The organism is Lawsonibacter sp. (assembly GCF_022777125.1).
Taxonomy (GTDB): Bacteria; Bacillota; Clostridia; order Oscillospirales; family Oscillospiraceae; genus Lawsonibacter_A; species Lawsonibacter_A hominis.
The window spans coordinates 1-23,247 of sequence record NZ_JALFGV010000029.1 but is presented as its reverse complement, the minus strand read 5'-3'; the positions used below and the strand labels follow the sequence as shown (position 1 = coordinate 23,247).

The following is a 23,247-nucleotide window of genomic DNA, read 5'->3' as shown; positions in this document are numbered from 1 at the left end:
TGGCACGCACCACCGCGTCGTAGCCATAGCGTTCGCTGACCTGGATATGGAAACGCTCTCCCACGCGGCGGCCCAGCAGGGCCTTCCCCACAGGAGATTCCTTGCTGATCCGGCCGCGGAGGGCGTCCTGACGCATGGTGGTGACGACCTGATAGGTCTCGTCCACATCGTCGTCGGCCAAGCGGATGGTGACCTTGTCAAACAGTCCCACCGTATCGGCCTGGGATTGGTCTGAAATGACCACCGCGGTTCGGATCATGTTCTCCAAAAAACGGATGCGGCGCTCGTTTTGGTTCTTTTCCTGCTTGGCGGCCTTGTATTCGAAGTTTTCGCTCAGATCTCCGAAGGCCCGGGCCTCCTTCACCGCTTCCAACAGTTGGGGCCGCAGAACGGTACGGCGCTGATGCAGCTCCTCCCGCATCATCTGGATGTCCTTTTTCGTCAGTTCGTTGTGCATGGCAGTTTCCCCCCGCTTGCAAGTGATTCTGCCGGATATTATAGCACAACTCAGCGCTGTTTGCCACGGAATTTCCGGGGCTCCTCTCCGCGGAGCATGCGGCGCAGCCCCCGCACGTGGCGGGAGAACATCGTCAGGGCCAGGATCAGGGCCAGGGCCCCAGCCTCCCGCCCGTAGCAGAGAAAGGCGGGAGGGACGAACAGGACAGGAATCGTCACCGCGCCCAGCGGCAGGTAACCGGAGAAAAGCACTGCCGCCAGCCCGCCCAGACAGGCCAGGCCGCCCCAGAGAGGGGAAAACAGGACCAGACAGGCACAGGTGACCGCCACGCCCTTTCCGCCCCGAAAGCCCCGCCAGAAGGGGAAATTGTGGCCCAATACGGCGCCCAATCCCGTCCACAGGGGCGCCAGAGCCAGGCCGGGGCACAGCAGACGGCCCAGGAGCCAGGCTAAAATGGTTTTTGCGATGTCCCCCAGCAGCACCACGGCCCCCCAGCTCCTTCCCAACTGGCTTGCGATGTTGGCCATGCCGGGATTGCCGGAGCCCAGAGCGGCGGCGCTTTGGCCGGCATGCCGCCAGGCGACCGCCTCGGCGGTGAGAAAGCAGCCGCAGAGATAGCCGAGCAAAAGGCAGAGCCCGCGTTCCATGTCCGTCGCCCCCTTTCCAACTGCGCTCAGTTTGTCCGGAAAAGCCGCGTTTTAGCCGCCGGAGGCGTCCTCGTTGTCGTGGACTGCCCGGCCGGAGGCAAGGGCCTCCCGCTCACGGAGCAGCTCCGCGTGGAGCCGGAACGAGTCCCAGTCCCGGTTGGTCCGGGTGAGCACCGCCTTGAGGGCCACCGGCGGGAGCCTGTTCCGGCGGAAGCCCTGGAGAAAGGCGTCCAGCTGGGGGCCCGTCAAGCCGCAGAGCAGCAGCATCTCGTCGTCGAAGTCCTGGTCCGGGTGGGGCGCGGCCCTGCCGTCTCCCTCCGCCAGGACGGACAGCGGCAGGGCGTATTCCTCCTTGGAGACCAGCCGGGTGCGCAGTTTCAGGGGCAGGCACATGCGCCGGAGCTTGGAGCCCCTGGGGTTGTCCAGGTTGTAAAGCAGAATCAGCGGTGCGCTCATGAGGATCGCCTTCCTTTCCCTGCTATTGTACCCGTTTACCGGCGGAAGGTCAACATACAACGGATGGTTGTGAAGGAAACAGCATTGAACTGTTGGACAAAAAGCAGCGGAACGCATATAATCTTTTTGACAAAATAGACAGAAACAGAACCCGCGCACAAACAACAAAACGGTATGTAGGAGGAACTGGACATGAAGATTCTCGGCCTTTCCGGGGGGACCCCCAACGGCAGCAACGACGCCATGTGCAAGGAGGCGCTGATGGGCGCGCAGGAGTGCGGCGCCGAGGTGGAATTCATCAATCTCAACCAGCTGGAGATCAAGCACTGCACCGGCTGCAAGGCCTGTGTCATGAGCCTGTTCTCCGGCCGCGGAAACGCCTGCGTGCTGAAGGATGACTTTCAGTGGCTGGTGGACAAGATGTACGATGCGGACGGCATCGTCTGGGCGGTGCCCATCTTTGAAAAGTGCGCGTCCGGCCTGTTCCACACCGTCATGGACCGCTTTGGACCCCGTCTGGACCGCGGGAACGTCATGATCGCCGCCAAAATTGCCGAGCAGGGCGGCAAGCCCATCGACCCCAAGTACCTGAAGGAGAAGGTCGTCTCCTACATGGGCATCGGCGGCTCCGACTGGGCCACCCGCATCCAGTGCGACTTTAACACGCAGGCCCTTACGCCCAAGTGGTGCGTGATCGATAACGAGTGCTTCAAGTGGTCACTGGACATCATCATGAACGATGCGGCCATCGCCAAGGCCCATCAGATCGGCGTGAACATTGCCCATGCCGCCCGAAAGGTGGAGGACGGCACCCTGAACGTGCCCCACGGCATCATGGGCGAGGATTACAAGGGCGCCCAGGGCGTGTGCCCCTACTGCCACAGCAATAACTTCTTCCTGCAGGAGGACGGCACCGCCATCTGCTGCCTGTGCGGCATGGAGGGCGTCATGAAGAACGTGGACGGCAAGTACGTTTTTGAGTATGACGCCGAGAAGTGGCTTCCCCACGCCCACGATTCCATCTCCGGCAAGTTCATCCACGGAGACGACATCCAGAACAACGAGGGCAAGGCGCGCGCCGCCATGGCCACCGACGAGGCCAAGGCCCGCAAGGCCAAGTACCGCGATTTTATTTCCTCCAGCAGGCCCGTGCGGGCTTGATCTTCCCGGGCGGCGTTGCCGCTTGAGCGACAGGCGGCGTGTACGCCGCGGAAAGTACATCCCGGCCCGCGCGTGTGCGCTTCGGGCCGCGGCCTGCGCCCCAAAGCGGCTTCGCCGGATTTGGGCGCGTCACACTCAGGAGGCTGTCGAAAAAGGCCTTTTTCGACAAGCTGTGAGGCGGGACCGCGTAAGCGGTCCCGCCTCAGTTGTTTGCCTTGCCTTTTCTGCGGAGAGCGTGTAAACTGGCCCTGTATGGACCGGGGCGGTTTCGGGAAAACTGAACGGAACCATAACGGCATTGGAAAGGGGAGCGGTACGCGTGAAGATCGCCATCGTGACGGGGGCGTCCTCCGGCCTGGGGCGGGCGTTCGTCCAACGGCTCGACGCGCAGGGAGGATTGGACGAGATCTGGGGCGTGGCCCGCCGGGGCGGGCGGATGGAGGAGCTGGCGGGACGGCTGAGCACCCCCATGCGCTGCCTTGCCCTGGATCTGGCCAAACAGGAGTGTATCCTGGAGCTGCGGGACCTTCTGGAGCAGGAAGGGCCCGACGTGCGGGTGCTGATCAATGCCGCTGGCTTTGGAAAGTTTGGCACCTGGAGGGATATGACCCTTCAGGAGACGGGCGATATGATCGATGTGAACTGCCGCTCCGCCGTGGAAATTACCGCCGCGGTGCTGCCCCACATGGGGCGGGGCGGCAGGGTGCTGGAGATCTGCTCCTCCGCCGCGTTCCAGCCGCTGCCCGGCTTTAATGTGTATGCGGCCACCAAGGCGTTTTTGCTGCGTTACAGCCGCGCCTTGCGGTGGGAGGCGGCGCCCCGCGGCATCCGGGTGTGCGCGGTGTGCCCCGGCTGGATCAAGACGGACTTTATGGCGGTGGCGCGGGACACCAAAAACGGCAGGACCGTGCGCCGTTTTCCCTTTGCCCTGCGGCCGGAGACCGTGGCCCGGCGTGCCTTGCGGGACAGCCGTCTGCTGGCGGTGACCACCTGCGGGCTGCCCGCCCTGGTGCAGCGGGTCGCCAGCAAATTTTTGCCCCACTGCTTTATCATGGCCTGCTGGGAGGGACTGCGCCGGGTATGATATCCGGCGCAGAAGCGCAGGCGCGGCAAACGGACTGCCGGGCCTTTGCCGCAAACCAGAGCGCGCCGCCCCATAATGGGGCGGCGCGCTCTGGTTTACTCGGCGGAGGTCTCTGCGGTGTTCAGGCCGTTCAAATAGCGGATGGCCCCCTCCGCGATCCCAAGGGCCACCTTGTCCTGATAGGCGCCGTCGCACAGCCGGGCAAGCTCCTCGCTGTTGGACATAAAGCCGGTCTCCACCAGCACGGCGCACATCTCGGTCTCCCGCAGCACCACGAAGTCGGCGTCCTTGACGCCGCGGTCGATGGCGCCGGTGGCGGCGCACAAAGGCGTCTGGATGGCCTCGGCCAGACGCTTGCCCCGTCCGCTGGAGGGATGGTAGTAAGTATAGATGCCCTGAAAGCTGGGCACAGTGCCGGAGGCATTGCAGTGGACGCTGATAAACAGGTCGGCCCCCACCGCATTGGCGATGTCCGCCCGTTCATAGAGGTCGACCTCCACGTCGCTCTCCCGGGTGAGCACCACGTTGTAACCGGCGGCAACCAAACGGTCCCGCAGCTTAAGCGTCATGGAGAGGGCCAGGTCCTTCTCCAGAACCTCTGTGCCCGAGGCGTCGGGATAGACCGCTCCGGACCGGGCCCCGCCGTGGCCGGCGTCCAGTACGATGGTGGACTTGGACGGGTCGATGGGGGCAGACGGGGTAAAATCGGTGTCCTCCCGGTCGCCGTCGGTCAGGAAGGCGGTGACCCGTACGCCGCTGCTCCCCGCCTCTACCTTCAGGTTTTTGGAGTAAGTGATGCCGCTTTTCAGGTCCAGCACCACCCGTACCGTGTGGGGATAGCCGTAGCCCAGATCGTCCTCATGCTGATAGTAGCGTACCGCAGTGATCATATCGTTGTCCACCGGGATGGTGACCATACCGGCCTCGCCGGAGTGGAGCACCGCGCCCAGCACATCCACCGCCACGCGGTCTCCCAGGTCCAGCACCCGGTACTCGGGAACGTGGTCGGTCTCGATGAGCACGGTCTGTGTGTCCGAATCAGAGGAGACTCCGGTGATGTAACCCCGGTCGTCTCCGCTGGGGACGGGCGGGAGCGCCGGCGTGGGCAAAGGCGTGGGCGTGGGCGACGGTCCCGGAGAGGGCTCCGGCGTCACGGACGCGCCGGGAGAGGTGAGGATGGCGGTAAAGCTGTCGTTGTCCCAATCCACCGTGGCTCCCAGCTGCTCCGAGACAAAGCGCAGGGGCACCATGGTGCTCTCCAGGCCGTCCCATTTGACCACGCCTGCGGGCACGCCGCCGGGCAGCTCCACGGTCTGCCCGTTGACCAGGGCGGTGGAGGAGCCCAGAGTAAGCACAATATTCCGACCGGACTCGAGGATGAGCACCTGCCGGGTATCGGGCACCCAGGTCACCGCTGCGCCCAGCTGTTCCGCGATGAGACGTACCGGCACCAGCGTGCGGCCGTCACTCCCCAGATACTGGACGAGCGCGGGGACGCCGTCGGGCGCCAGGGGCGCCCCGTCGAGGGTGAGGGTCACCAGATCGGTCTGAGTCAGCGCCCCATACGCGCCGGCGGCCTCCTCATAAAAATAGACGTCGATCCCTCCCGCGGCCCCTGCCGCCTGAGCAGCCGGGACCAGCAGGGAGAGAAGCATCGACGCAAGCAGCAGGACCGAAAGACGTTTCCCCATGACAGGCTTCCCCTTCTCCAAACGAAATGCCTTTGACCGCAATACGTACGCAGCGCCCCTGGATCTTTGGGGGGCGGTTCCGGCATAAGCGGTTTGCGCAGGCGCGCGGAAGCCGCGCTTTCTGCGGACCGGCGGCGCTGCCGCCGGTTTCCAGATTAGACATTATTGTAACCGATTCGCCCCGTGCCGTCAATGGCACGGGGCGAAATGAGTTGACATAAATTTTGGAAAAGACGGTTATTTCCGCTTGAGGGCGCGCATGGCGTTGAGGATGGCGATCACCGAGACTCCCACGTCAGCAAAGACGGCCTCCCACATGGTGGCCAGGCCCACGGCGCTGAGCACAAGGACCAGGGCCTTGACCGCCAAGGCGAAGAAGATGTTCTGCCGCACGATGGAGAGGGTGCGCCGGGCAATGGAAATGGCGTCGGAGAGCTTGGAAGGCTTGTCGTCCATCAGCACGACGTCGGCGGCCTCGATGGCGGCGTCCGAACCCAGACCGCCCATGGCGATGCCGATGTCCGCCCGGGAGAGGACGGGGGCGTCGTTGATGCCGTCTCCCACAAAGGCCAGGGCGCCCTTGGAGGAGACCTGCTTCAGCAGCGATTCCACCCGGTCCACCTTGTCTGCAGGGAGCAGCTGAGTATGGACCTCGTCCAGACCCAGATCGGCGGCCACGGCTTCGCCCACGGCCTTGGCATCGCCGGTGAGCATGACGGTTTTGCGTACGCCAAGGGCCTTCAGGGCGGCGACGGCGGCCTTGGCGTCCTCCTTCACCTCGTCGGAAATGACGATGTGGCCGGCATATATCCCGTCCACCGCCACATGGACGGTGGTACCCACCCGGTGGCAGGGGTGCCACTTCACGCCGAGCTCTTCCATCAGCTTGTCGTTGCCGGCGCAGACGGGACGCCCGTCCACCACGGCCTTCACGCCCCGGCCGGACAGCTCCTCCACGCCGGAGACCCGGGAGGCGTCGATGTCCTTGCCGTAGGCCTCCTTCAAAGAGCGGGAGATGGGATGGTCGGAGTAGCATTCCGCCAGGGCCGCCAGCTCCAGCAGCCTGGCTTCCGGAATGTCGTCGGGATGGATGGCGGTCACATTGAATACGCCCTTGGTCAGCGTGCCGGTCTTATCAAAGACCACGATCTCGGCACGGGCCAGTACTTCCAGATAGTTGCCGCCTTTGACCAGAATGCCGTCCCGCGAGGCCCCGCCGATGCCGCCGAAGAAGGAGAGGGGCACCGAGATGACCAGAGCGCAGGGGCAGGAGACCACCAGAAAATTGAGCGCCCGGGTGATGGAGTCGGTCCAGGAGATGGCGGTAAACAGAGGGGGCAGGAACGCCAGCGCCACGGCGGCGAGCACCACGGCGGGCGTGTAATAGCGGGCGAATTTGGTGATAAAGTGTTCCGCTTTGGCCTTTTTGCTGCTGGAGTTCTCCACCAGGTCCAGAATCTTGGAGACGGTGGATTCCGCAAAGGGGCGGGTCACCTGGACCGTCAGCACGCCGGACAGATTCACGCAGCCGGAGATCACGTCGTCCCCGCTCTGCACCTCGCGGGGCAGGGACTCGCCGGTAAGGGCGGCGGTGTCTACCGTGGAGGAGCCCTCCAGTACTACGCCGTCCAGAGGGATGCGCTCGCCTGCCTTGATGACGATGGCGCTGCCCACCGCCACCTCCTCCGGGGCCACCTGGATCAAGGCCCCATCCTGTTCTATATTGGCATAATCGGGCCGGATATCCATCAGGGAAGCGATCGACTTGCGGGACTGGGCCACCGCGTAGCTCTGGAAGAGCTCGCCCACCTGATAGAAGAGCATGACGAAAACGGCCTCCGGGTATTCGCCCACACAGAACGCCCCCACAGTGGCCAGGGCCATGAGAAAGTTCTCGTCAAAGACCTGGCCGCGGGCAATGTTGCGCACCGCCCGCCACAGTACGTCCCAGCCGATCACGGCGTAAGGGAGCAGGAAAACCGCCAGCCGCGCCCAGCCGTTCAGCGGGAGCAGTGCGGCAACCGCCAGCAGGGCCGCGCTGAGGAGAATGCGGGACAGGGTGCGTTTTTGTTTTTTGGACATGAGGCTGCGCCTCCTTCTCAAATCAAATGATTACAAAACGATGGTGCAGTCAGGCTCCACTTTGCGGCAGACCGTTATCACCTGACGCAGGATCTCGTCGAAGCGGGCGTCGTCGGCGTCCAGCGTGAGCTTCTGAGTGAGAAAGCTGACGGTGGCGCCATGGACGCCGTCCAGCTTCCGAATGGCCTGCTCCATTTTGGCGGCGCAGCTGGCGCAGTCCAGATCCAGCAGCTTGAACTGTCTTTTCATCACAAAAGACTCCTTTTTACAATTGATTTTGAATGGAGCAAACGCGGCGCGTTTTCGCACGCCGTCATTCTGCCACGTGCTCCATCCCCTGGTCCAGAATCGTACGTACGTGGCCGTCAGCCAGGGAATAAAAGACGGTCTTTCCCTCCCGGCGGTATTTGACCAGCTTGCTTTGCTTCAAGGCCCGGAGCTGGTGCGAGATGGCCGACTGCGTCATGCCCAGCAGCTGCGCGATGTCGCAGACGCACATCTCCGATTCGAACAGAACGTACAGGATTTTGATGCGGGTGGAGTCGCCGAAAAGCTTGAACAGCTCGGCCAGATCGTACAGGATCTCCTCATCCGGCATGTTCTGATTGACCTGATCGACGATCTCCTCATGCACGTGCATGTATTCGCAGCGTTCCACATCGCTCTCATTGGCGGAGGACATGTCAGGCACTCCTTTCTAAACATATGATTTATTGTTCATATGTTATTATATGCAGGGGAGAGAAAATGTCAACCCCCAATTTGCTCTTTGGCAGCGCGATGTGATCGCGGCGTCCTGCCGTCGGCAGTGCGCCCCGGACAGCTTAAAAAGCCGGCGGACGCAGCTGCGTCCGCCGGCTTTTTAAGCGCGTTAGAAGAGCGCGATCACCCGGTACATCAGGAAAAAGTGAAATACGGAGCCCGCCAGAATGAACAGGTGGAAAATCTCGTGGCAGCCGAAGCGGCGATTGTTTCGGCCGGGCCATTTAGCCGCATAGAGCACGCCGCCCACGGTATAGAGCACGCCGCCGCCCAGAAGCCAGAAGAATCCGGCGGCGGACAGGCTGCGGGATAGGGGCGCCAGGGCCGCTGCGCCCATCCAGCCCATGAAGATATAGATGCCGGCGGTGAGCCAACGGGGAGCGGTGATCCAGGCCAGGGTAAGGATCAGCCCCGCCAGCGCCAGCCCCCATACCGCGCCGAACAGGCTCCAGCCCCAAGCCCCCTGCTGCCGCAGGACCACCAGGCACATGGGGGTATAGGTACCGGCGATGAGGAAGTAGATGGAGGCGTGGTCGTATTTGCGCAGGCGAATGCGGCCCCTGATGCTGGTATTCAAGCAGTGGTAAAGGGTGCTGGCGGTGTAAAGTCCCACCATGCTCAGACCGTAGATCAAGAAGGAAACGAGGTGCCAGCCGTCCAATCCCATCCAAATGGAGCGCGCGAACAGCAGGAGCGTGCCTGCCAGGGCAAAAACAGCCCCTGCGCCGTGGGTAATGGCCGACCAGGGGCGCAGTCCGTCGTAGGGATCCCGGTCTTTTTCCCGAACTCTGCCCCGCCGGGCCTGGGGCTGAATGGGGTAGTAAAGCTGTCCCCGCATCCGGGGCAGCGCATTTTCCTGGTTCATACAGATCACCGCCTTATGAGATCAGTATACCACAGATCCTGATAAATAATCAATAGAAACTTTAGATATAATTTTTAAAATTATATTATGCGGCCATGCGACGGGGGATCGGAGCGGACAGGCGAACGGTATCCCGCGCCCGGTTTCACTAGTATGTCCAGGATTCCGGAAAAAACGCCCCCCGCTTCCGGCGGAAGCGGGGGGCGTATGGAACTGATTCAGGCCAGCTGGGCCTTGGACATCTCGGTCAGGGCGGTAAAAGCGGCCTTGTCGTTGACGGCCAGTTCGGCCAGCATCTTGCGGTTGATCTCCACGCCGGCCTTCTTCAGGCCGTTCATGAAGGTGGAGTAGTTCATCCCGTTCATCTTGCAGGCGGCGGAGATGCGGGTGATCCACAGGGAACGGAAGTCGCGCTTTTTCAGGCGGCGGCCGGTGTAGGCGTAGGACAGGGACTTCATGACCTGCTCGTTGGCCATCTTGAAGTGCTTGCTCTTGGCGCCCCAGTAGCCCTTCGCCAGCTTCAGGACTTTATTTCTTCTCTTGCGCGTCATCATCGCGCCTTTCACTCTAGCCATTGTCGATTAGCCTCCTATGTTAATGGTAAAAGATTCAGATTACTTATAGGGGATCATGCGCTTGATGGCGGGCTCGTTGGTCTTGTCCGCATAAGCGCCGGCGCGGAGGCCTCTCTTGCGCTTGGTATCCTTGCCGTGGCCGTTGAGCAGGTGGGACTTAAAGGCGTGGGCGCGCTTGACCTTGCCGGACTTGGTCAGATTGAATCTCTTCTTCGCGCCGCTGTGGGTTTTCAGTTTAGGCATGGTGGTTGACTCCTTTTCTGTTAAATCAGGGCGGGCCTATTTTTTCGCTTCCTTGGCGATCTTGGGGGAGAGGAAAATGGACATGTGCCGTCCGTCCAGCTTGGGGTCCTTGTCCAGCGCGGCCACCTCGCTGCACTGCTCGGCAAACTTGAGCAGCAGGCCCCGGCCGATATCGGTGTGGGCCATCTCGCGTCCGCGGAAGCGGACGGTGACCTTGACCCGGTTGCCTTCGGCCAGGAACTTCTGTGCGTTGCGGAGCTTGACGTTAAAGTCGTTCACGTCGATGCCCGGCGACATGCGGACTTCCTTGATCTCCACGACGTGCTGATTCTTCCGCGCCTCTTTTTCCCGCTTGGTCTGCTCAAACTTGAACTTTCCATAATCCATGAGCTTGCATACGGGGGGATTCGCGGTGGGCGAGATCTTTACCAGGTCCAAGTTCTGCTCGGCTGCGCGCTCCAGCGCTTCACGGCTGGACATGATGCCCAGCTGCTCGCCGTCCGCAGAGACCAGGCGGACCTCCTTGTCGCGGATCTCTTCGTTGATCTGATGACCCTGTTTGCTGATACGAAAGCACCTCCAATTCACATGCACGTTTACATACAAAAAACGCGGCTACCATTCCGGTACCCGCATCACACGGCAAGCCGCGCCGAAAAACCCGGCGCGTTACTGCTCCTGTTGACCTCTTTGCCGACCGGCTGGAGGTGAGGACGGGGGTACCGTTCCTGCTTTATTGTGCGTTGACAGTATAACAGAGCTCCGGCGCCTTGTCAATATAAAAATGTACCGGCGCGCGGCGCAGAATGCGATGGCGGCGTTTCCTGCCTCGCCCTGTAAAGGAAGTCCGGGGCGGCCATCCTTGGATGGCCGCCCGGAAGATCGTAGTCATCGCGCCCAGTCCCGGCTGCGGCCCACGGCCTTATGCCAGCCGGAGAGCAGGGATGCCCGCCGGCCTGGGTCCATGGCGGGACGAAAAGAGGTGTCACAGATCCACAGCTGCCGCAATTCGTCCAGATCCCGCCACAGCCCGACGGCCAGACCGGCCAGATAAGCGGCGCCCAGGGCGGTGGTCTCCCGAATCGCGGGGCGGCGCACCGTGCGCTCCAGAATGTCGGCCTGGAACTGCATCAGGAACCGGTCCCGGCTGGCCCCGCCGTCGGCCCGGAGCTGGTTCAGAGGCAGGCCGGTGTCCGCCTCCATGGCCCGGACCAGATCGTAGACCTGATAGGCGATGGATTCCTGGGCGGCGCGGATGATATGCTCCCGCCGTGTGCCCCGGGTCAGGCCGACCAGCGTTCCGCGGGCGTACATATCCCAGTAGGGGGCGCCCAGGCCCGTGAAGGCGGGCACCAGATAGACCCCGCCGTTGTCTTCGACCTTTCGGGCGTAATATTCCGCGTCCCGGCTCTCCGTGAAAAAGCGAAGCTCGTCCCGCAGCCACTGGATGACCGCGCCGCCCACGAAGACGCTGCCTTCCAGGGCGTACTGCACCTTGCCGCCCAGTCCGACGGCGATGGTGGTCAGAAGGCCGTTGCGGCTGACGCAGGGTTCCGTCCCGGTATTCATCAGCAGAAAGCAGCCGGTGCCGTAAGTGTTTTTGGCATCGCCGGGCGAGAAGCAGGTCTGCCCGAACAGGGCGGCCTGCTGGTCGCCCGCCATGCCTGCGATGGGGACCCTGGCCCCCTGGATCTCGGTATAGCCGTAGATCTCGCTGGAGGAGCGGACCTGGGGCAGCATGGCGCGGGGAATGTCCAGCGCCTGGAGCAGGGTGTCGTCCCAGTCCAGCTTGCGGATATCGTAGAGCATGGTGCGGGAGGCGTTGGTGGGGTCGGTGGCGTGAACGGCCCCGCCGGTGAGCTTCCACAGTAGCCAGGAGTCCACAGTCCCGAAGAGGATATCGCCCCGGCGGGCCTTTTCCCGGGCACCGTCCACGTGATCCAGCAGCCATTTGATCTTGGTAGCGGAAAAGTACGCGTCCGGAAGCAGCCCAGTGGTGGAGCGGATATGCGCCTCCAGGCCTTCCGCCGCCAGCTGGTCCACGAGGTCCGCCGTGCGGCGGCACTGCCAGACGATGGCGTTGTGGATGGGACGGCCGGTGTGCCGGTCCCACAGCACGGTGGTCTCCCGTTGGTTGGTAATGCCGATGGCGGCGAGGTCCCCGGCATCCACGCCGGACTGGGCCACCACCTCCATCATGACCGCGTACTGGGAGGACCAGATCTCCATGGCGTCGTGCTCCACCCAGCCCTCCCGGGGGTAATACTGGGTGAATTCCTTCTGCGAGACGGCCAGGATGTTCTGTGCCCGGTCAAAGAGGATGGCCCGGGAACTGGTAGTGCCCTGATCCAGGGCCAGAATGTAGTTGCCCATAGCACGGCTCCCTTTATCCCGTTGACTTAGTCTTCGCCGTACCCGTTCGGATGCGCGGCGTGCCACTTCCAGGCGGAAGCGATGATCTCCTCCACGCCGGTGTGTTTGGGCTGCCAGCGCAGTACCTCCATAGCCTTCCGGCTGGAGGCGATCAGGGTCGCCGGGTCGCCCGGACGGCGGGGCGCTTCCGTGACCGGGATGGGATGACCGGTGACCTTCCGGGCCGCCTCGATGATCTCGCGGTTGGAGAAGCCCTGGCCGTTGCCCAGATTGAAGGCGGCGGAGGGATTGCCCTGTTTCAGATAGTCCAGCGCCAGCAGGTGAGCGTCGATCAGATCCTCCACATGGATATAATCCCGCACGCAGGTGCCGTCCCGGGTGGGATAGTCGGCGCCGTAAAGGGAGAGACGCTCCCGCTTGCCCTGGGCGACCTGAAGAATGACGGGGATCAGATGGGTCTCGGGCCGGTGATCCTCCCCAATGGACCCGTCGTGCCAGGCGCCCGCCACATTAAAGTAGCGCAGCGCGCAGAATTTGAGGCCGTGGGCCTGGTCGCACCACCGGAGCATATGCTCCACGATGAGCTTGCTCTCCCCGTAAGGGTTGGTGGGCAGCTGGCGGTCGGTCTCCACAATGGGGATGTGTTCCGGCTCGCCATAAGTGGCGGCGGTGGAGGAAAAGACCAGATAGGGGACCTGGAATTCGATCATGGTCTCGATCAGGGAGAGTCCGGCGGTCACGTTGTTGCGGAAATAGCGCTCGGGTACGTCCATGCTTTCGCCCACCAGCGAATAGGCGGCAAAGTGGATGACCGCCTCGATGGATTCCTTCTGGAACACCTCCCGCAGAAACGTGCGCTCGCCCACGTTCCCCACATAGAGCCGCCCGCCTTTGAGGGCGGCGCGGTGGCCCTTGGACAGGTCGTCCACGACCGCCACATCCGCGCCCGCCTCCAGCAGGGAGGCCACACAGTGGGAGCCGATATACCCGGCGCCGCCGGTCACTAGGATCGCCATAATCACATTACCTCCATGATCTATAACGTTTCAAGCAGGAAACGGCCGATGCTCTCCATGGCCTCGTTGGCTTTTTTCATGGGGAACATCTGGAATACGTGCCAAAGTTCCGTCCATACCTCCAGCTTGCAGGGGACGTTGGCCTGGACCAGCCGGTCCCGCAGGCGGATGGAGTCGGACAGCAGCAGCTCGTTGGTGCCCGCCTGGATGAGGGTGGGCGGAAAGTGCTTCAAATCGCCGAAGAGGGGAGAGAGCAGGGGAGAGGACCAGTCCTGCCCCCGGGCGTAAGCGTCCCGCACGGCGTAGATATAGTTGAGGGTGAGCACCGGGTCGATCTCCGCGCGCTCCTGATAGGACTTGCCGCTGGCGGTCATGTCGGTCCAGGGGGAGAGCAGGATGAGGGCGCGGGGCAGGCGGCGCTGGGCCGCGCGGAGCTGATGGGTGAGCACCAGGGCCAGATTGCCTCCGGCGGAGTCGCCGGCCACCACCACGTCCCGGGCGCCGAACCCTTGGTACATCAAGTGATCCCAGGCCGCCGCGGCGTCCTCCACGGCGGCGGGGTAGGGGTGCTCCGGCGCCAGACGGTATTCGAAGGTCAGCACCGGGTAACCGGACACGTGGGCCAGCTTGGAGGCAAGAATGCGGGAATATCCGAGGGTACCGCTGGTATAGCCGCCGCCGTGACAGTAGAGGATGCATCGCCGCCGGTCGTAGCCACGGCTGGGGCGGACCCAGGCGGCGTTCATAAAACCGAGCTGGAAGGGCTCCCAGCTCATACCCGCCATGGGGGCTACCAAACGGCCCAGCAGCTCCTGCCCCTTGCGCTGCTTGTCCAGATCTTCCGGGTCCATGGTCTCGGGCGTGGCCGCGGAGTGGATGGCCTTCAGCGCGCGCAGGAACGGGTCCAGACGCCGCTGCTCAGCCTCGCGCCGCTGCTCCGGCGTACGCCGGGCCAGCTTCATGTGGGGACGGTCCTGCTCCATAAAAATCCTTCCTTCCGCCGCCCTGCGCGGCATAAATCAGACCAAACCGCTCTCGGGGCAAAATGGGCCTGGCCGTCCGGCGACCCGGCAGAGGGGATGTTGCACCCTGCCGGAAACGCCTACTGCCGCAGTGCCTGCATGGCGCAGCCGCACGGCGGCACGGCGCCGCCCAGCAAAGCACATACGCGGAGCCGTTTTTCTGAAATTGCGCGGCGCTTGCCGCGCGAACAAACCGTATATCCGTTTGTTGTGCAGGCATTATTATAGCATGCCCGGCTGTTAAAAGGAAGGGGAAGATACGGCAGGTTTCCCCTTGTGGCGCGTGCCGTAACGTGGTATGCTAAAGAAAACGGAGTTGGACGAGGGGGCGGGAACATGGCGAAGGACCGGCGGGGCGGCAAGCCGGAGTGGTATCCGCTGGACAACGCGGGCGTACTGTACTCCGCCATTCAGAAGGAAAACTATTCCGCCATCTACCGCTTTTCCGCCGTCATGGCCGCTCCGGTGGACCCCGACGCCCTCCAGCGGGCGGTGGAGCGGACCATGCCCCGCTTTCCCAGCTTTGCCGTGCGGATCAAACGGGGGGCGTTCTGGCATTATTTCGAGCCCAACCATGCCGCCGGTCCCTTCGTAAAGCCGGATATCGCCAATCCCTGCCAGCCGGTGCGCTTCCAGGAGGACAACGGCTGGCTGGTGCGGTTTTACTACTATGAAACGCGCATCTCGCTGGAGGTCTTCCATGCGGTGAGCGACGGCGCTGGGGCGCTGGTCTTTTTCAAGACCCTGCTGGCGGTCTATCTGCGGGAACTGGGCCATATCATTCCCAATACCTGCGGGATCCTGGATGTGGACGAGCCGCCCCGTCCGGAGGAGCGGGAGGACGCCTATGAGCGTTATGCCACGGTAAAGGCCCGGCGGTCCGGCCTGGAAAAGAAGGCCTATCCGAATACCGGAACGCCGGAGCCCTTTTATACCCTGAATGTGACCATGGGCTTTTTGCCGGTGGATCAGCTGAAGGCCCGGGCGAAGGGATACGGTGTGTCGATCACGGAGTATCTGACGGCGGTGCTGCTGAAGGTTATCGTGGACAAGCAGCACCGGGAGCGCCCCCGCCGGGAGAAGCCGGTGGCGCTGGCCATCCCCATCAACCTGCGGGCCTGGTTCCCGTCGGAGACGCTGCGCAATTTCATCCTGACCGTACGCCCCTGCATCGATCCCTCGCTGGGGGAGTATACCTTCGCGGAGGTGGTCTCCCAGGTCCACCACTTTCTGCGGCTGAATATCAACCGCCAGCAGATGCAGGCCCTGTTGACGGGCAACGTGAAGTTTACCACCAACCGATTGCTGCAGATCGTGCCCATCGTGCTGAAAAACCCGGTGATGGCCCTGGGCTACCGCCTTTCGGGCGTGCGGCCCTATTCGGGTACCTATACCAATCCCGGCCCCTTCCCGGTGCCGGAGGAGATGGCCCCCCACATCCGCCGCATGGAGGTTATTTTGGGGCAGGCCACCAATCCGCGGGTCCACTGCGCCTCCATCAGCTACGGCAATACCATGGAGATCACGTTCGCCGGGACCCTTCAGGAGACCGATACCGAGCGGGATTTCTTCCGCTTCCTGGTGCGGGAGGGCATCCCCGTAAAGGTGGAGAGCAACCGCACGGTCCGCTCCGAACTGATGTTTTAAGGAGGCGTCCCAATGTCCTATTGTGTCAACTGCGGGGTGGAGCTGGACGCCACCGCGTCCTTCTGCCCGCTGTGCCATACGCCGGTGCTCAACCCCGGCCAGCCGGTGGACGAGCACGCGCCCAAGCCCTTTCCCACCCAGCGGGGCGAGGTGGCGCCCGCCTCCAAACGGGAGCTGGCGCTGCTCATCACGGCCATGCTGGCCTCGGTGGCGGTATGCTGCGGCGTGCTCAATCTGTTTTTGAACCAGCAGCGGCCGTGGTCGCTTTACGTCATCGGCGCGGCGGTGATGCTGTGGATCTGGTTCGTGCCGCCGCTGCTGGCCCGGGGGATGCACTTGCTGCTGCGGCTTTTGCTGGATGTGGCGGCGGTGGCCATCTATGTGTTCCTCATCTCCGTGGATCTGGACGGGCGAAGCTGGTTCTGCGGTCTGGCGCTGCCCATCATTCTGTGGGGCGGCGCGATCCTGCTGCTGCTGGGGCTGGTGCTGCGGGTCTACCGGCGAAGCGTCCTTACCAGTGTGACCATCCTCATCGGCAGCGTCGGCGTGCTTTTGTTCGGAGTGGAATTTTTCCTGGACCGCTGGCTTTCCGGGTCCTGGGAGCCCTCCTGGTCGGTGGTGGTGCTGGCCGTCTGCGCCGGGCTGACCATCCCGCTTCTGGTCATCCGCAGGGTGCCCTCTCTCCGGGAGGAGGTGCGCAGGCGCTTCCACCTGTAAGGCACGGGCGCTGATATGCAGAATAAAACGAATATTATGCATAATGTGGGAAAAATATCGGAAAAATACGGGGGTCAATTCGCATATTTATGCGAATTGACCCTTGCTTTTTCCAAGGGCGCGTGGTACACTGTTTCCAACATCAGAAAACAGTATCACAACGGAGGTCATTACCATGTCTGAGATCAAAAAAGTCGTGCTTGCCTATTCCGGCGGCCTGGATACGTCCATCATTATCCCCTGGCTGAAAGAGAACTACAACGACCCCGAGATCATCGCCGTCTCCGCCGACGTGGGCCAGGGCGACGAACTGGACGGTCTGGAGGAGAAAGCCATCAAGACCGGCGCGGCCAAGCTGTACATCGAGGACCTGGTGGACGAGATGGTGGACGACGTCATCATCCCCTCCATGCAGATGGGCGCCAAATATGAGGATTATCTGCTGGGCACCGCCTTTGCCCGGCCCATCATTGCCAAACGGCTGGTGGAGATCGCCCGGAAGGAGGGGGCGGACGCCATCTGCCACGGCTGTACCGGCAAGGGCAACGATCAGGTCCGTTTTGAACTGGCCATCAAGCGTTTCGCCCCGGAGATGAAGATCATCGCCCCCTGGCGGGAGTGGTCCATCAAAGGCCGGGACGAGGAGATCGACTATGCCGAAGCCCACAACGTGCCCCTGAAGATCTCCCGCGAGACCAACTATTCCAAAGACAAGAACCTGTGGCACCTCAGCCACGAGGGCCTGGACCTGGAAGACCCGGCCAGCGAGCCTCAGTACGACAAGCCCGGTTTCCTGGAGATGAGCGTGTCTCCCGCCATGGCCCCCGACCAGGCCGTCTACGTGACCCTGGACTTTGCCCAGGGCGTGCCTGTGGCCATCGACGGTGAGCAGAAGAAGGCCAGCGATATCATCCGCAAGCTGAACCAGCTGGGCGGGGCCAACGGCATCGGCCTGCTGGACATCGTGGAGAACCGGCTGGTGGGCATGAAGGACCGCGGCGTATACGAGACCCCCGGCGGCGCCATTCTCTACCGCGCCCATGAGGTGCTGGAGATGATCACCATCGACAAGGACACCAAGCATATGAAGCAGAAGCTGGCGGTGGACTTTGCCGACCTGGTCTACAACGGCAAGTGGTTCACCCCCCTGCGGGAGGCGCTGTCCGCGTTTGTGACCGCGACCCAGAAGCATGTGACCGGGACCGTGAAGCTCAAGCTTTACAAGGGCAACATCATCACCGCCGGCGTTACCTCTCCCGAGACCCTTTATTCCGAGAATCTGGTCACCTTTGAGGAGAGCGATTACAACCAGAACGACGCCACCGGCTTTATCAACCTCTGGGGCCTGCCGGATACGGTGCAGGCGCTGCGGGAGCAGGGGAAGCTGTAATCGGTAAAAAGGCTCCGCCTTTTCGGCGGTTCGGCTGCAGGCCGCCGCGCGCACTCGCCGCACCCGCACGCCTGGGGCCTGAGCGGTATGCTTGCCCGGCGCATGTCCGAGCAAACACGATCGGAATTGACTTGCCGCTTCGGCGGCAGAGCTGTGATGCTGAGGAAGGCGGCGGCGGCTGGCCGCCGCCTTCGCCTTAGGAAGGAGCGATACTATGAAACTCTGGGCAGGCCGGTTCCAAAAGGAGACCGATACCCTGGTCAATGATTTTAACTCCTCGATCTCCTTTGACGCGCGGATGTACAAGGAGGATATTGCAGGCTCCATCGCCCATGCGGCCATGCTGGGCAAGCAGGGGATCATCGAGGCGCACGAGGCGGAAAAGATCATCGACGGCCTCCAGGCCATCCTGGCGGACATCGAGGGCGGCCGGGTGGAGTTCTCCCTGGAGAACGAAGATATCCACATGAATATCGAGACCATGCTCACCCAGCGGATCGGGGACACGGGCAAGCGCCTGCACACCGCCCGCAGCCGGAACGACCAGGTGGCCGTGGATTTCCGCCTCTTTGTCAAAGAGGAGATCCCGCAGATGATCGCCCAGGTGCTGGATTTGGAGCGGGTGCTGATCCAGAAGGCAAAGGCCAATCTGGAGACCGTTATGCCCGGCTATACCCACCTCCAGCGGGCCCAGCCCACCACCTTTGGCCACTATATGATGGCCTATGCCAATATGCTCAAACGGGATGTGACCCGTCTGGAGGACTGCCTGGAACGGATGGATGAGTGCCCGCTGGGGGCCGGCGCCCTGGCTACCTCCACCTATCCGGTGGACCGCTTCGCCACCGCCGCCGCCCTGGGCTTTCGGAAGCCCACGGATAACTCCATGGATTCCGTCTCCGACCGGGACTTCGCCATCGAGCTGCTTTCGGCCTGCTCCATTTTGATGATGCACCTGTCCCGCTTTTCGGAGGAGATCATCCTCTGGTGCTCCTGGGAGTTCAAGTATGTGGAGCTGGACGACGCTTATTCCACCGGCTCTTCCATCATGCCGCAGAAGAAAAACCCCGACGTGGCCGAACTGGTCCGGGGCAAGACCGGACGGGTGTACGGTTCGCTCGTTACCCTGCTCACCGTCATGAAGGGCCTGCCGCTGGCCTATAACAAGGACATGCAGGAAGATAAGGAGTGCGTGTTCGACGCCATCGACACGGTAAAAATGTGCCTGCCGGTGTTTACCGCGATGCTGGATACCCTGACCGTCAAGGAAAAAAATATGCACCGCGCGGCCGCGGGCGGCTTCATCAACGCCACGGATTGCGCCGACTACCTGGTCAAAAAGGGAATGCCCTTCCGGGAGGCGTATATGATCGTGGGGCGGCTGGTGAATATGTGCATCAAGACCGGAGAGACCCTGGACACCTTGCCGCTGAAGGACTTCCGTTCGGTTTCCGGCGTGTTCGACGCCGATGTGTATCAGGCGCTGGAACTGAAGACCTGCGTCAACGGCCGCAAAGTCTGCGGCGGCCCGGCCAAAGAGGCGGTGGAGCGGCAGATCGAAGCCATCGAGCAGTTTGTGAGGGAACGGACATGATGGGGGAACGGGCCGCCGGAGACGATCGCGCCGAGCGGCGCGCACAAGCGTTTTGCCGCAGGCAAAACCTTGGCGCAGGGGCAATTGAATTGCCCCGAGCAGGTGAAATCAACGGGGGCCCCCACGGGGCCGGCCCCGTGGGGCGCTGCGGCGGCCCGGCCAAAGAGGCGGTGGAGCGGCAGATCGAAGCCATCGAGCAGTTTGTGAGGGAACGGACATGATGGGAAAACCGGTCATCTACATCGACGGTCAGGAGGGCACAACCGGCCTGCAGATCGATAAACGCTTAGGCAGCCGGGACGATATCGAGCTGCTGCGCATCCGTGAGGATAAACGCAAGGATCTGGAGGAGCGCAGAAGGCTCATCAACGAGGCCGATCTGGTATTTCTCTGCCTGCCGGACGCCGCCGCGGCGGAGGCGGTGAGCCTCATCGAAAATCCCAATACCCGGGTCATTGACGCATCCACCGCCCACCGGACCGCCCCCGGCTGGGTGTACGGCTTCCCGGAGCTGTACAAGGACCCGGAGCAGACCATTGGGACGGCCCGCTTCGTGGCCAACCCCGGCTGCCATGCCACGGGCTTTTTGGCCACGGTGGCCCCGCTGATCCAGATGCGCATCCTGCATCCGGATTACCCCCTGACCTGCTATTCCCTCACCGGCTACTCCGGCGGAGGAAAGAAGATGATCGCCCAGTACGAGGGGGAGGAGAAGCCGGAAGAGCTGTACGCCCCGCGTACTTACGGCACCACCCTCAAGCACAAGCATCTGGCCGAGATGCAGAAGATCTCCGGCCTGGAGGCGCCGCCGGTGTTCTGCCCCATCGTGGATGACTACGAGAAGGGCATGGCCACCACGGTGATGCTCCATAACCGTTATCTGAAGGGGCAGCCCACCGCCCGGGAGCTGAGTCTCATCCTGGCGGCCTATTACGCCAAGCAGCCCGTCGTACGCGTGGCGCCTTATACGCAGCAGCCGCAGTTCCTCGCGTCCAACGTGCTGGCCGGATCCGACGGGTTGGAGATCACCGTCAGCGGCCATGAGCGGCAGAGCATCCTGACCGCCCGCTTTGACAACCTGGGCAAGGGCGCGTCCGGCGCGGCGGTACAGAACATGAATCTGATGCTGGGGTTTGCGCCCACGGCCGGACTCAGCCTGTAGGAGGAGAAGAAGATGAAACAAGTACCCGGCGGCGTGACCGCCCCCAAGGGATTTACCGCGTCCGGCGTCCACTGCGGCGTCAAAAAGGGCAAGGGGGACGGCAATCAGCCCCCCACGAGCAAGATGCCGGAGGTGCTGGAGGGAAAAAAGGATCTGGCGCTCATCGTCTCCGAGCAGCCCTGTGCGGCGGCGGCGGTGTATACCATGAACCGGGTGAAGGCCGCGCCGCTGTATGTGACGATGGACCACCTGGAAAACGGCGAGGCCCAGGCCATCGTGGCCAACTCCGGAAACGCCAATGCCTGCGCCCCCAACAGCCATGAGCATGCCGAGGAGATGTGCGCCCTGGCGGCCCGGGCCACGGGGCTCAAACCCTCCGACTTTGTGGTGGCCTCCACCGGCGTCATCGGGCAGGAGCTGAACATCGCCGCCATCCGGGCGGGGATGCCCGCGGCGGCGGCGGCTCTGTCCAGGGACGGCTCCGACGCGGCGGCCAACGCCATCATGACCACCGACACGGTGAAGAAGGAACTCTCCGTGACCTGCCTTGTGGGGGGCAAAACGGTCACCATCGGCGCCATCGCCAAGGGCTCCGGCATGATCCACCCCAATATGGGCACGATGCTCTGCTTCGTCACCACCGACTGCGCCATCACCCACGAGCTGCTCGCCGAGGCCCTCCATGAGATCGTCCCCCGCACCTTCAACCGGGTCACAGTGGACGGCGATACCTCCACCAACGACATGTGCGTGGTGCTGGCCAACGGTATGGCGGGCAACGCGCTGCTCGAGTGGAAGGACGACGGCTATACCGTTTTTTATAAGACGCTGTACGGTGTCTTTGAGCAGCTGGCCCGCAGTATCGCCGCCGACGGCGAGGGCGCCGGAAAGCTGATCACCGGTACAGTGCGCGGCGCCCGCAGCGAGGAGAGCGCCGAGCGCCTGGGCAAGGCGGTGGTGGGGTCTTCCCTGGTCAAGGCGGCCATGTTCGGCTCCGACGCCAACTGGGGACGGGTGCTTTGCGCCATGGGCTACTCCAAGGCCCCCTTCCGGCCGGAGTATGTGGACGTGAAATTCGCCTCCGCCGTGGGGGAGGTCCTGGTGTGCCGGCAGGGCGCCGGGGTGGACTTCGACGAGGCCCTGGCCAAGAGTATCCTGAGCCAGGATGAGGTCGTCATTGACGTGGACCTGCACGAGGGCGACCATCAGGCCACCTGTTGGGGCTGCGATCTGACCTATGATTACGTAAAGATCAACGGCGATTACCGGACCTGAGCCGGCGAGCGGCCCCGCCCCGGAAACCGGGCCGGCGCGGGAGATTTTAAGCTTGGAGTGAGGCGCGATGTCCTATTCCCACGTGGAGCGGGCCCAGGTGCTGGCGGAGGCCCTGCCCTATATCCAAACATACTACGGAAAGACCGTGGTGGTCAAATACGGCGGCAACGCCATGATCTCGGAGGCGCTGCGCCAGGCGGTCATCTCCGATATCATCCTGCTCCATCTGGTGGGCATCCGTGTGGTGGTGGTCCACGGCGGCGGGCCGGAGATCACCGACATGCTGCGGAAGATCGGGAAAACGTCCCGCTTTGTGGATGGCCTGCGCTATACGGACGAAGAGACCATGGACATCGTGCAGCAGGTGCTCTGCGGCAAGGTGAACAAAAATCTGGTGGCCACGCTCAACCGCATGGGGGGAAAGGCCATCGGTCTTTGCGGCATGGACGCGGGGCTGTTCCAGGCCAAAATGCTGGACGAAAAATACGGCCTGGTGGGCGAGATCACGCAGGTGGACCCGCGCCTGGTGGTGGATGCCCTGGAGGATGGCTACATCCCGGTGGTCTCTACCGTAGCCCAGGGCGTCGACGCCGATACCGCCTATAATATCAATGCGGATACCGCCGCGGCCAAGCTGGCGGTGGCCCTGGGCGCGGAGAAGCTGATCCTGCTCACGGACGTGCGGGGCCTGCTCCGGGATCCCGGGGACGAAGGGACCCTCCTCCGGGTGGTGGAGCTCTCCCAGGTGCCCGGCCTGATCAAAGACGGGGTCATCCAGGGCGGCATGATCCCCAAGGTGGACTGCTGCGTGGAGGCGGTGCGCTCCGGGGTGAAGCGCACCCATATCCTGGACGGGCGCATCCCCCATTCCATCCTGATCGAGCTGTTGTCCGACGAGGGCATCGGCACCATGCTGCTGTAGGGGGGCGGAGAAACGTGGATCATTCTGAATTAACGGCGCTGGACCGCCGGTATGTCATGCAGACCTACGGTCGCTTTGATGTGGACATCGACCATGGGACAGGGGC

At 62.9% G+C, this 23,247-nt stretch carries 24 protein-coding genes; 10 read left to right on the top strand and 14 right to left on the bottom strand.

The genetic code is table 11. From position 1 onward, the window contains the following. From MR825_RS02510 to MR825_RS02500, 3 genes are all read right to left on the bottom strand, one after another. Positions 1-457 (bottom strand): GreA/GreB family elongation factor (locus MR825_RS02510; protein WP_287878609.1); only part of this gene is annotated, 457 nt, incomplete at its 3' end. Between the two features lie 50 nt (positions 458-507). Continuing rightward, positions 508-1,104, bottom strand: a complete 597-nt coding sequence (locus MR825_RS02505; RefSeq protein ID WP_186907122.1) for a glycerol-3-phosphate acyltransferase — start codon at positions 1,102-1,104, stop codon at positions 508-510. A 51-nt stretch (positions 1,105-1,155) separates the two neighbouring features. Continuing rightward, the gene (locus MR825_RS02500) at positions 1,156-1,560 is read right to left on the bottom strand and encodes a DUF3783 domain-containing protein (RefSeq protein WP_256175058.1); all 405 of its coding nucleotides are present in this window, start codon (positions 1,558-1,560) and stop codon (positions 1,156-1,158) included. Between the two features lie 192 nt (positions 1,561-1,752). On the opposite strand from MR825_RS02500, the gene MR825_RS02495 reads away from it, so the two are divergent. Further along, a complete protein-coding gene (locus tag MR825_RS02495) occupies positions 1,753-2,721 on the top strand; it encodes a flavodoxin family protein (protein ID WP_186907123.1) in 969 nt (322 codons plus the stop codon). Between the two features lie 319 nt (positions 2,722-3,040). Next, a complete protein-coding gene (locus tag MR825_RS02490) occupies positions 3,041-3,805 on the top strand; it encodes an SDR family NAD(P)-dependent oxidoreductase (RefSeq protein ID WP_287878604.1) in 765 nt (254 codons plus the stop codon). Between the two features lie 95 nt (positions 3,806-3,900). Here MR825_RS02490 and MR825_RS02485 read toward each other — a convergent pair whose 3' ends face one another. From MR825_RS02485 to MR825_RS02435, 11 genes are all read right to left on the bottom strand, one after another. Continuing rightward, positions 3,901-5,496 carry an N-acetylmuramoyl-L-alanine amidase family protein gene (locus tag MR825_RS02485; RefSeq protein ID WP_287878601.1) on the bottom strand — a complete coding sequence of 532 codons (1,596 nt, stop codon included), beginning with the start codon at positions 5,494-5,496 and terminating at the stop codon, positions 3,901-3,903. A 237-nt stretch (positions 5,497-5,733) separates the two neighbouring features. Next, complete coding sequence (locus MR825_RS02480) at positions 5,734-7,578, bottom strand: heavy metal translocating P-type ATPase (RefSeq protein WP_186907125.1); 1,845 nt, start codon at positions 7,576-7,578, stop codon at positions 5,734-5,736. A 30-nt stretch (positions 7,579-7,608) separates the two neighbouring features. Continuing rightward, positions 7,609-7,827, bottom strand: a complete 219-nt coding sequence (locus MR825_RS02475; RefSeq protein ID WP_287878596.1) for a cation transporter — start codon at positions 7,825-7,827, stop codon at positions 7,609-7,611. Between the two features lie 64 nt (positions 7,828-7,891). Next, on the bottom strand, positions 7,892-8,260 hold the full coding sequence (locus tag MR825_RS02470) for an ArsR/SmtB family transcription factor (RefSeq protein WP_186907127.1): 369 nt from the start codon (positions 8,258-8,260) through the stop codon (positions 7,892-7,894). A 189-nt stretch (positions 8,261-8,449) separates the two neighbouring features. Then, positions 8,450-9,205: a PAQR family membrane homeostasis protein TrhA gene (trhA, locus tag MR825_RS02465; RefSeq protein ID WP_186907128.1), complete on the bottom strand. Its 756-nt coding sequence runs from the start codon at positions 9,203-9,205 to the stop codon at positions 8,450-8,452. 218 nt (positions 9,206-9,423) lie between these two features. After that, entirely contained in the window at positions 9,424-9,780 is a 357-nt protein-coding gene (rplT, locus tag MR825_RS02460) for a 50S ribosomal protein L20 (protein WP_186907129.1), read from the bottom strand. A 39-nt stretch (positions 9,781-9,819) separates the two neighbouring features. Next, positions 9,820-10,023, bottom strand: coding sequence for a 50S ribosomal protein L35 (gene rpmI / locus MR825_RS02455; RefSeq protein WP_186907130.1), 204 nt, complete (start codon positions 10,021-10,023; stop codon positions 9,820-9,822). Between the two features lie 36 nt (positions 10,024-10,059). Next, positions 10,060-10,629 carry a translation initiation factor IF-3 gene (gene infC, locus MR825_RS02450; protein ID WP_186907131.1) on the bottom strand — a complete coding sequence of 190 codons (570 nt, stop codon included), beginning with the start codon at positions 10,627-10,629 and terminating at the stop codon, positions 10,060-10,062. 282 nt (positions 10,630-10,911) lie between these two features. Next, positions 10,912-12,396 carry a glycerol kinase GlpK gene (gene glpK / locus MR825_RS02445; RefSeq protein WP_186907132.1) on the bottom strand — a complete coding sequence of 495 codons (1,485 nt, stop codon included), beginning with the start codon at positions 12,394-12,396 and terminating at the stop codon, positions 10,912-10,914. Positions 12,397-12,422: 26 nt separating this feature from the next. Continuing rightward, a complete protein-coding gene (gene galE, locus MR825_RS02440) occupies positions 12,423-13,412 on the bottom strand; it encodes a UDP-glucose 4-epimerase GalE (RefSeq protein WP_186907133.1) in 990 nt (329 codons plus the stop codon). 20 nt (positions 13,413-13,432) lie between these two features. Continuing rightward, positions 13,433-14,395 (bottom strand): alpha/beta hydrolase, encoded by a 963-nt coding sequence (locus MR825_RS02435; protein WP_186907134.1) that lies wholly within the window; start codon positions 14,393-14,395, stop codon positions 13,433-13,435. Positions 14,396-14,770: 375 nt separating this feature from the next. On the opposite strand from MR825_RS02435, the gene MR825_RS02430 reads away from it, so the two are divergent. The 8 genes from MR825_RS02430 (at position 14,771) to argB (ending at position 23,141) form a co-directional block, all read left to right on the top strand. After that, positions 14,771-16,081: a hypothetical protein gene (locus tag MR825_RS02430; RefSeq protein ID WP_186907135.1), complete on the top strand. Its 1,311-nt coding sequence runs from the start codon at positions 14,771-14,773 to the stop codon at positions 16,079-16,081. 12 nt (positions 16,082-16,093) lie between these two features. Next, the gene (locus MR825_RS02425) at positions 16,094-16,798 is read left to right on the top strand and encodes a DUF6320 domain-containing protein (RefSeq protein WP_186907136.1); all 705 of its coding nucleotides are present in this window, start codon (positions 16,094-16,096) and stop codon (positions 16,796-16,798) included. Between the two features lie 175 nt (positions 16,799-16,973). Next, a complete protein-coding gene (locus MR825_RS02420; protein ID WP_287878586.1) occupies positions 16,974-18,188 on the top strand; it encodes an argininosuccinate synthase in 1,215 nt (404 codons plus the stop codon). A gap of 214 nt (positions 18,189-18,402) precedes the next feature. Then, the gene (gene argH, locus MR825_RS02415; protein ID WP_287878584.1) at positions 18,403-19,782 is read left to right on the top strand and encodes an argininosuccinate lyase; all 1,380 of its coding nucleotides are present in this window, start codon (positions 18,403-18,405) and stop codon (positions 19,780-19,782) included. An 89-nt stretch (positions 19,783-19,871) separates the two neighbouring features. Then, positions 19,872-20,003, top strand: coding sequence for a hypothetical protein (locus tag MR825_RS02410; protein WP_256176460.1), 132 nt, complete (start codon positions 19,872-19,874; stop codon positions 20,001-20,003). Further along, on the top strand, positions 20,003-20,944 hold the full coding sequence (argC, locus tag MR825_RS02405) for an N-acetyl-gamma-glutamyl-phosphate reductase (RefSeq protein WP_186907139.1): 942 nt from the start codon (positions 20,003-20,005) through the stop codon (positions 20,942-20,944). The genes MR825_RS02410 and argC overlap by 1 nt, the downstream gene beginning before the upstream one ends. 12 nt (positions 20,945-20,956) lie before the next feature. After that, positions 20,957-22,219, top strand: coding sequence for a bifunctional glutamate N-acetyltransferase/amino-acid acetyltransferase ArgJ (gene argJ, locus MR825_RS02400; protein WP_287878580.1), 1,263 nt, complete (start codon positions 20,957-20,959; stop codon positions 22,217-22,219). Between the two features lie 67 nt (positions 22,220-22,286). Next, a complete protein-coding gene (gene argB / locus MR825_RS02395) occupies positions 22,287-23,141 on the top strand; it encodes an acetylglutamate kinase (protein ID WP_186907141.1) in 855 nt (284 codons plus the stop codon). Positions 23,142-23,247: the final 106 nt, after the last annotated feature.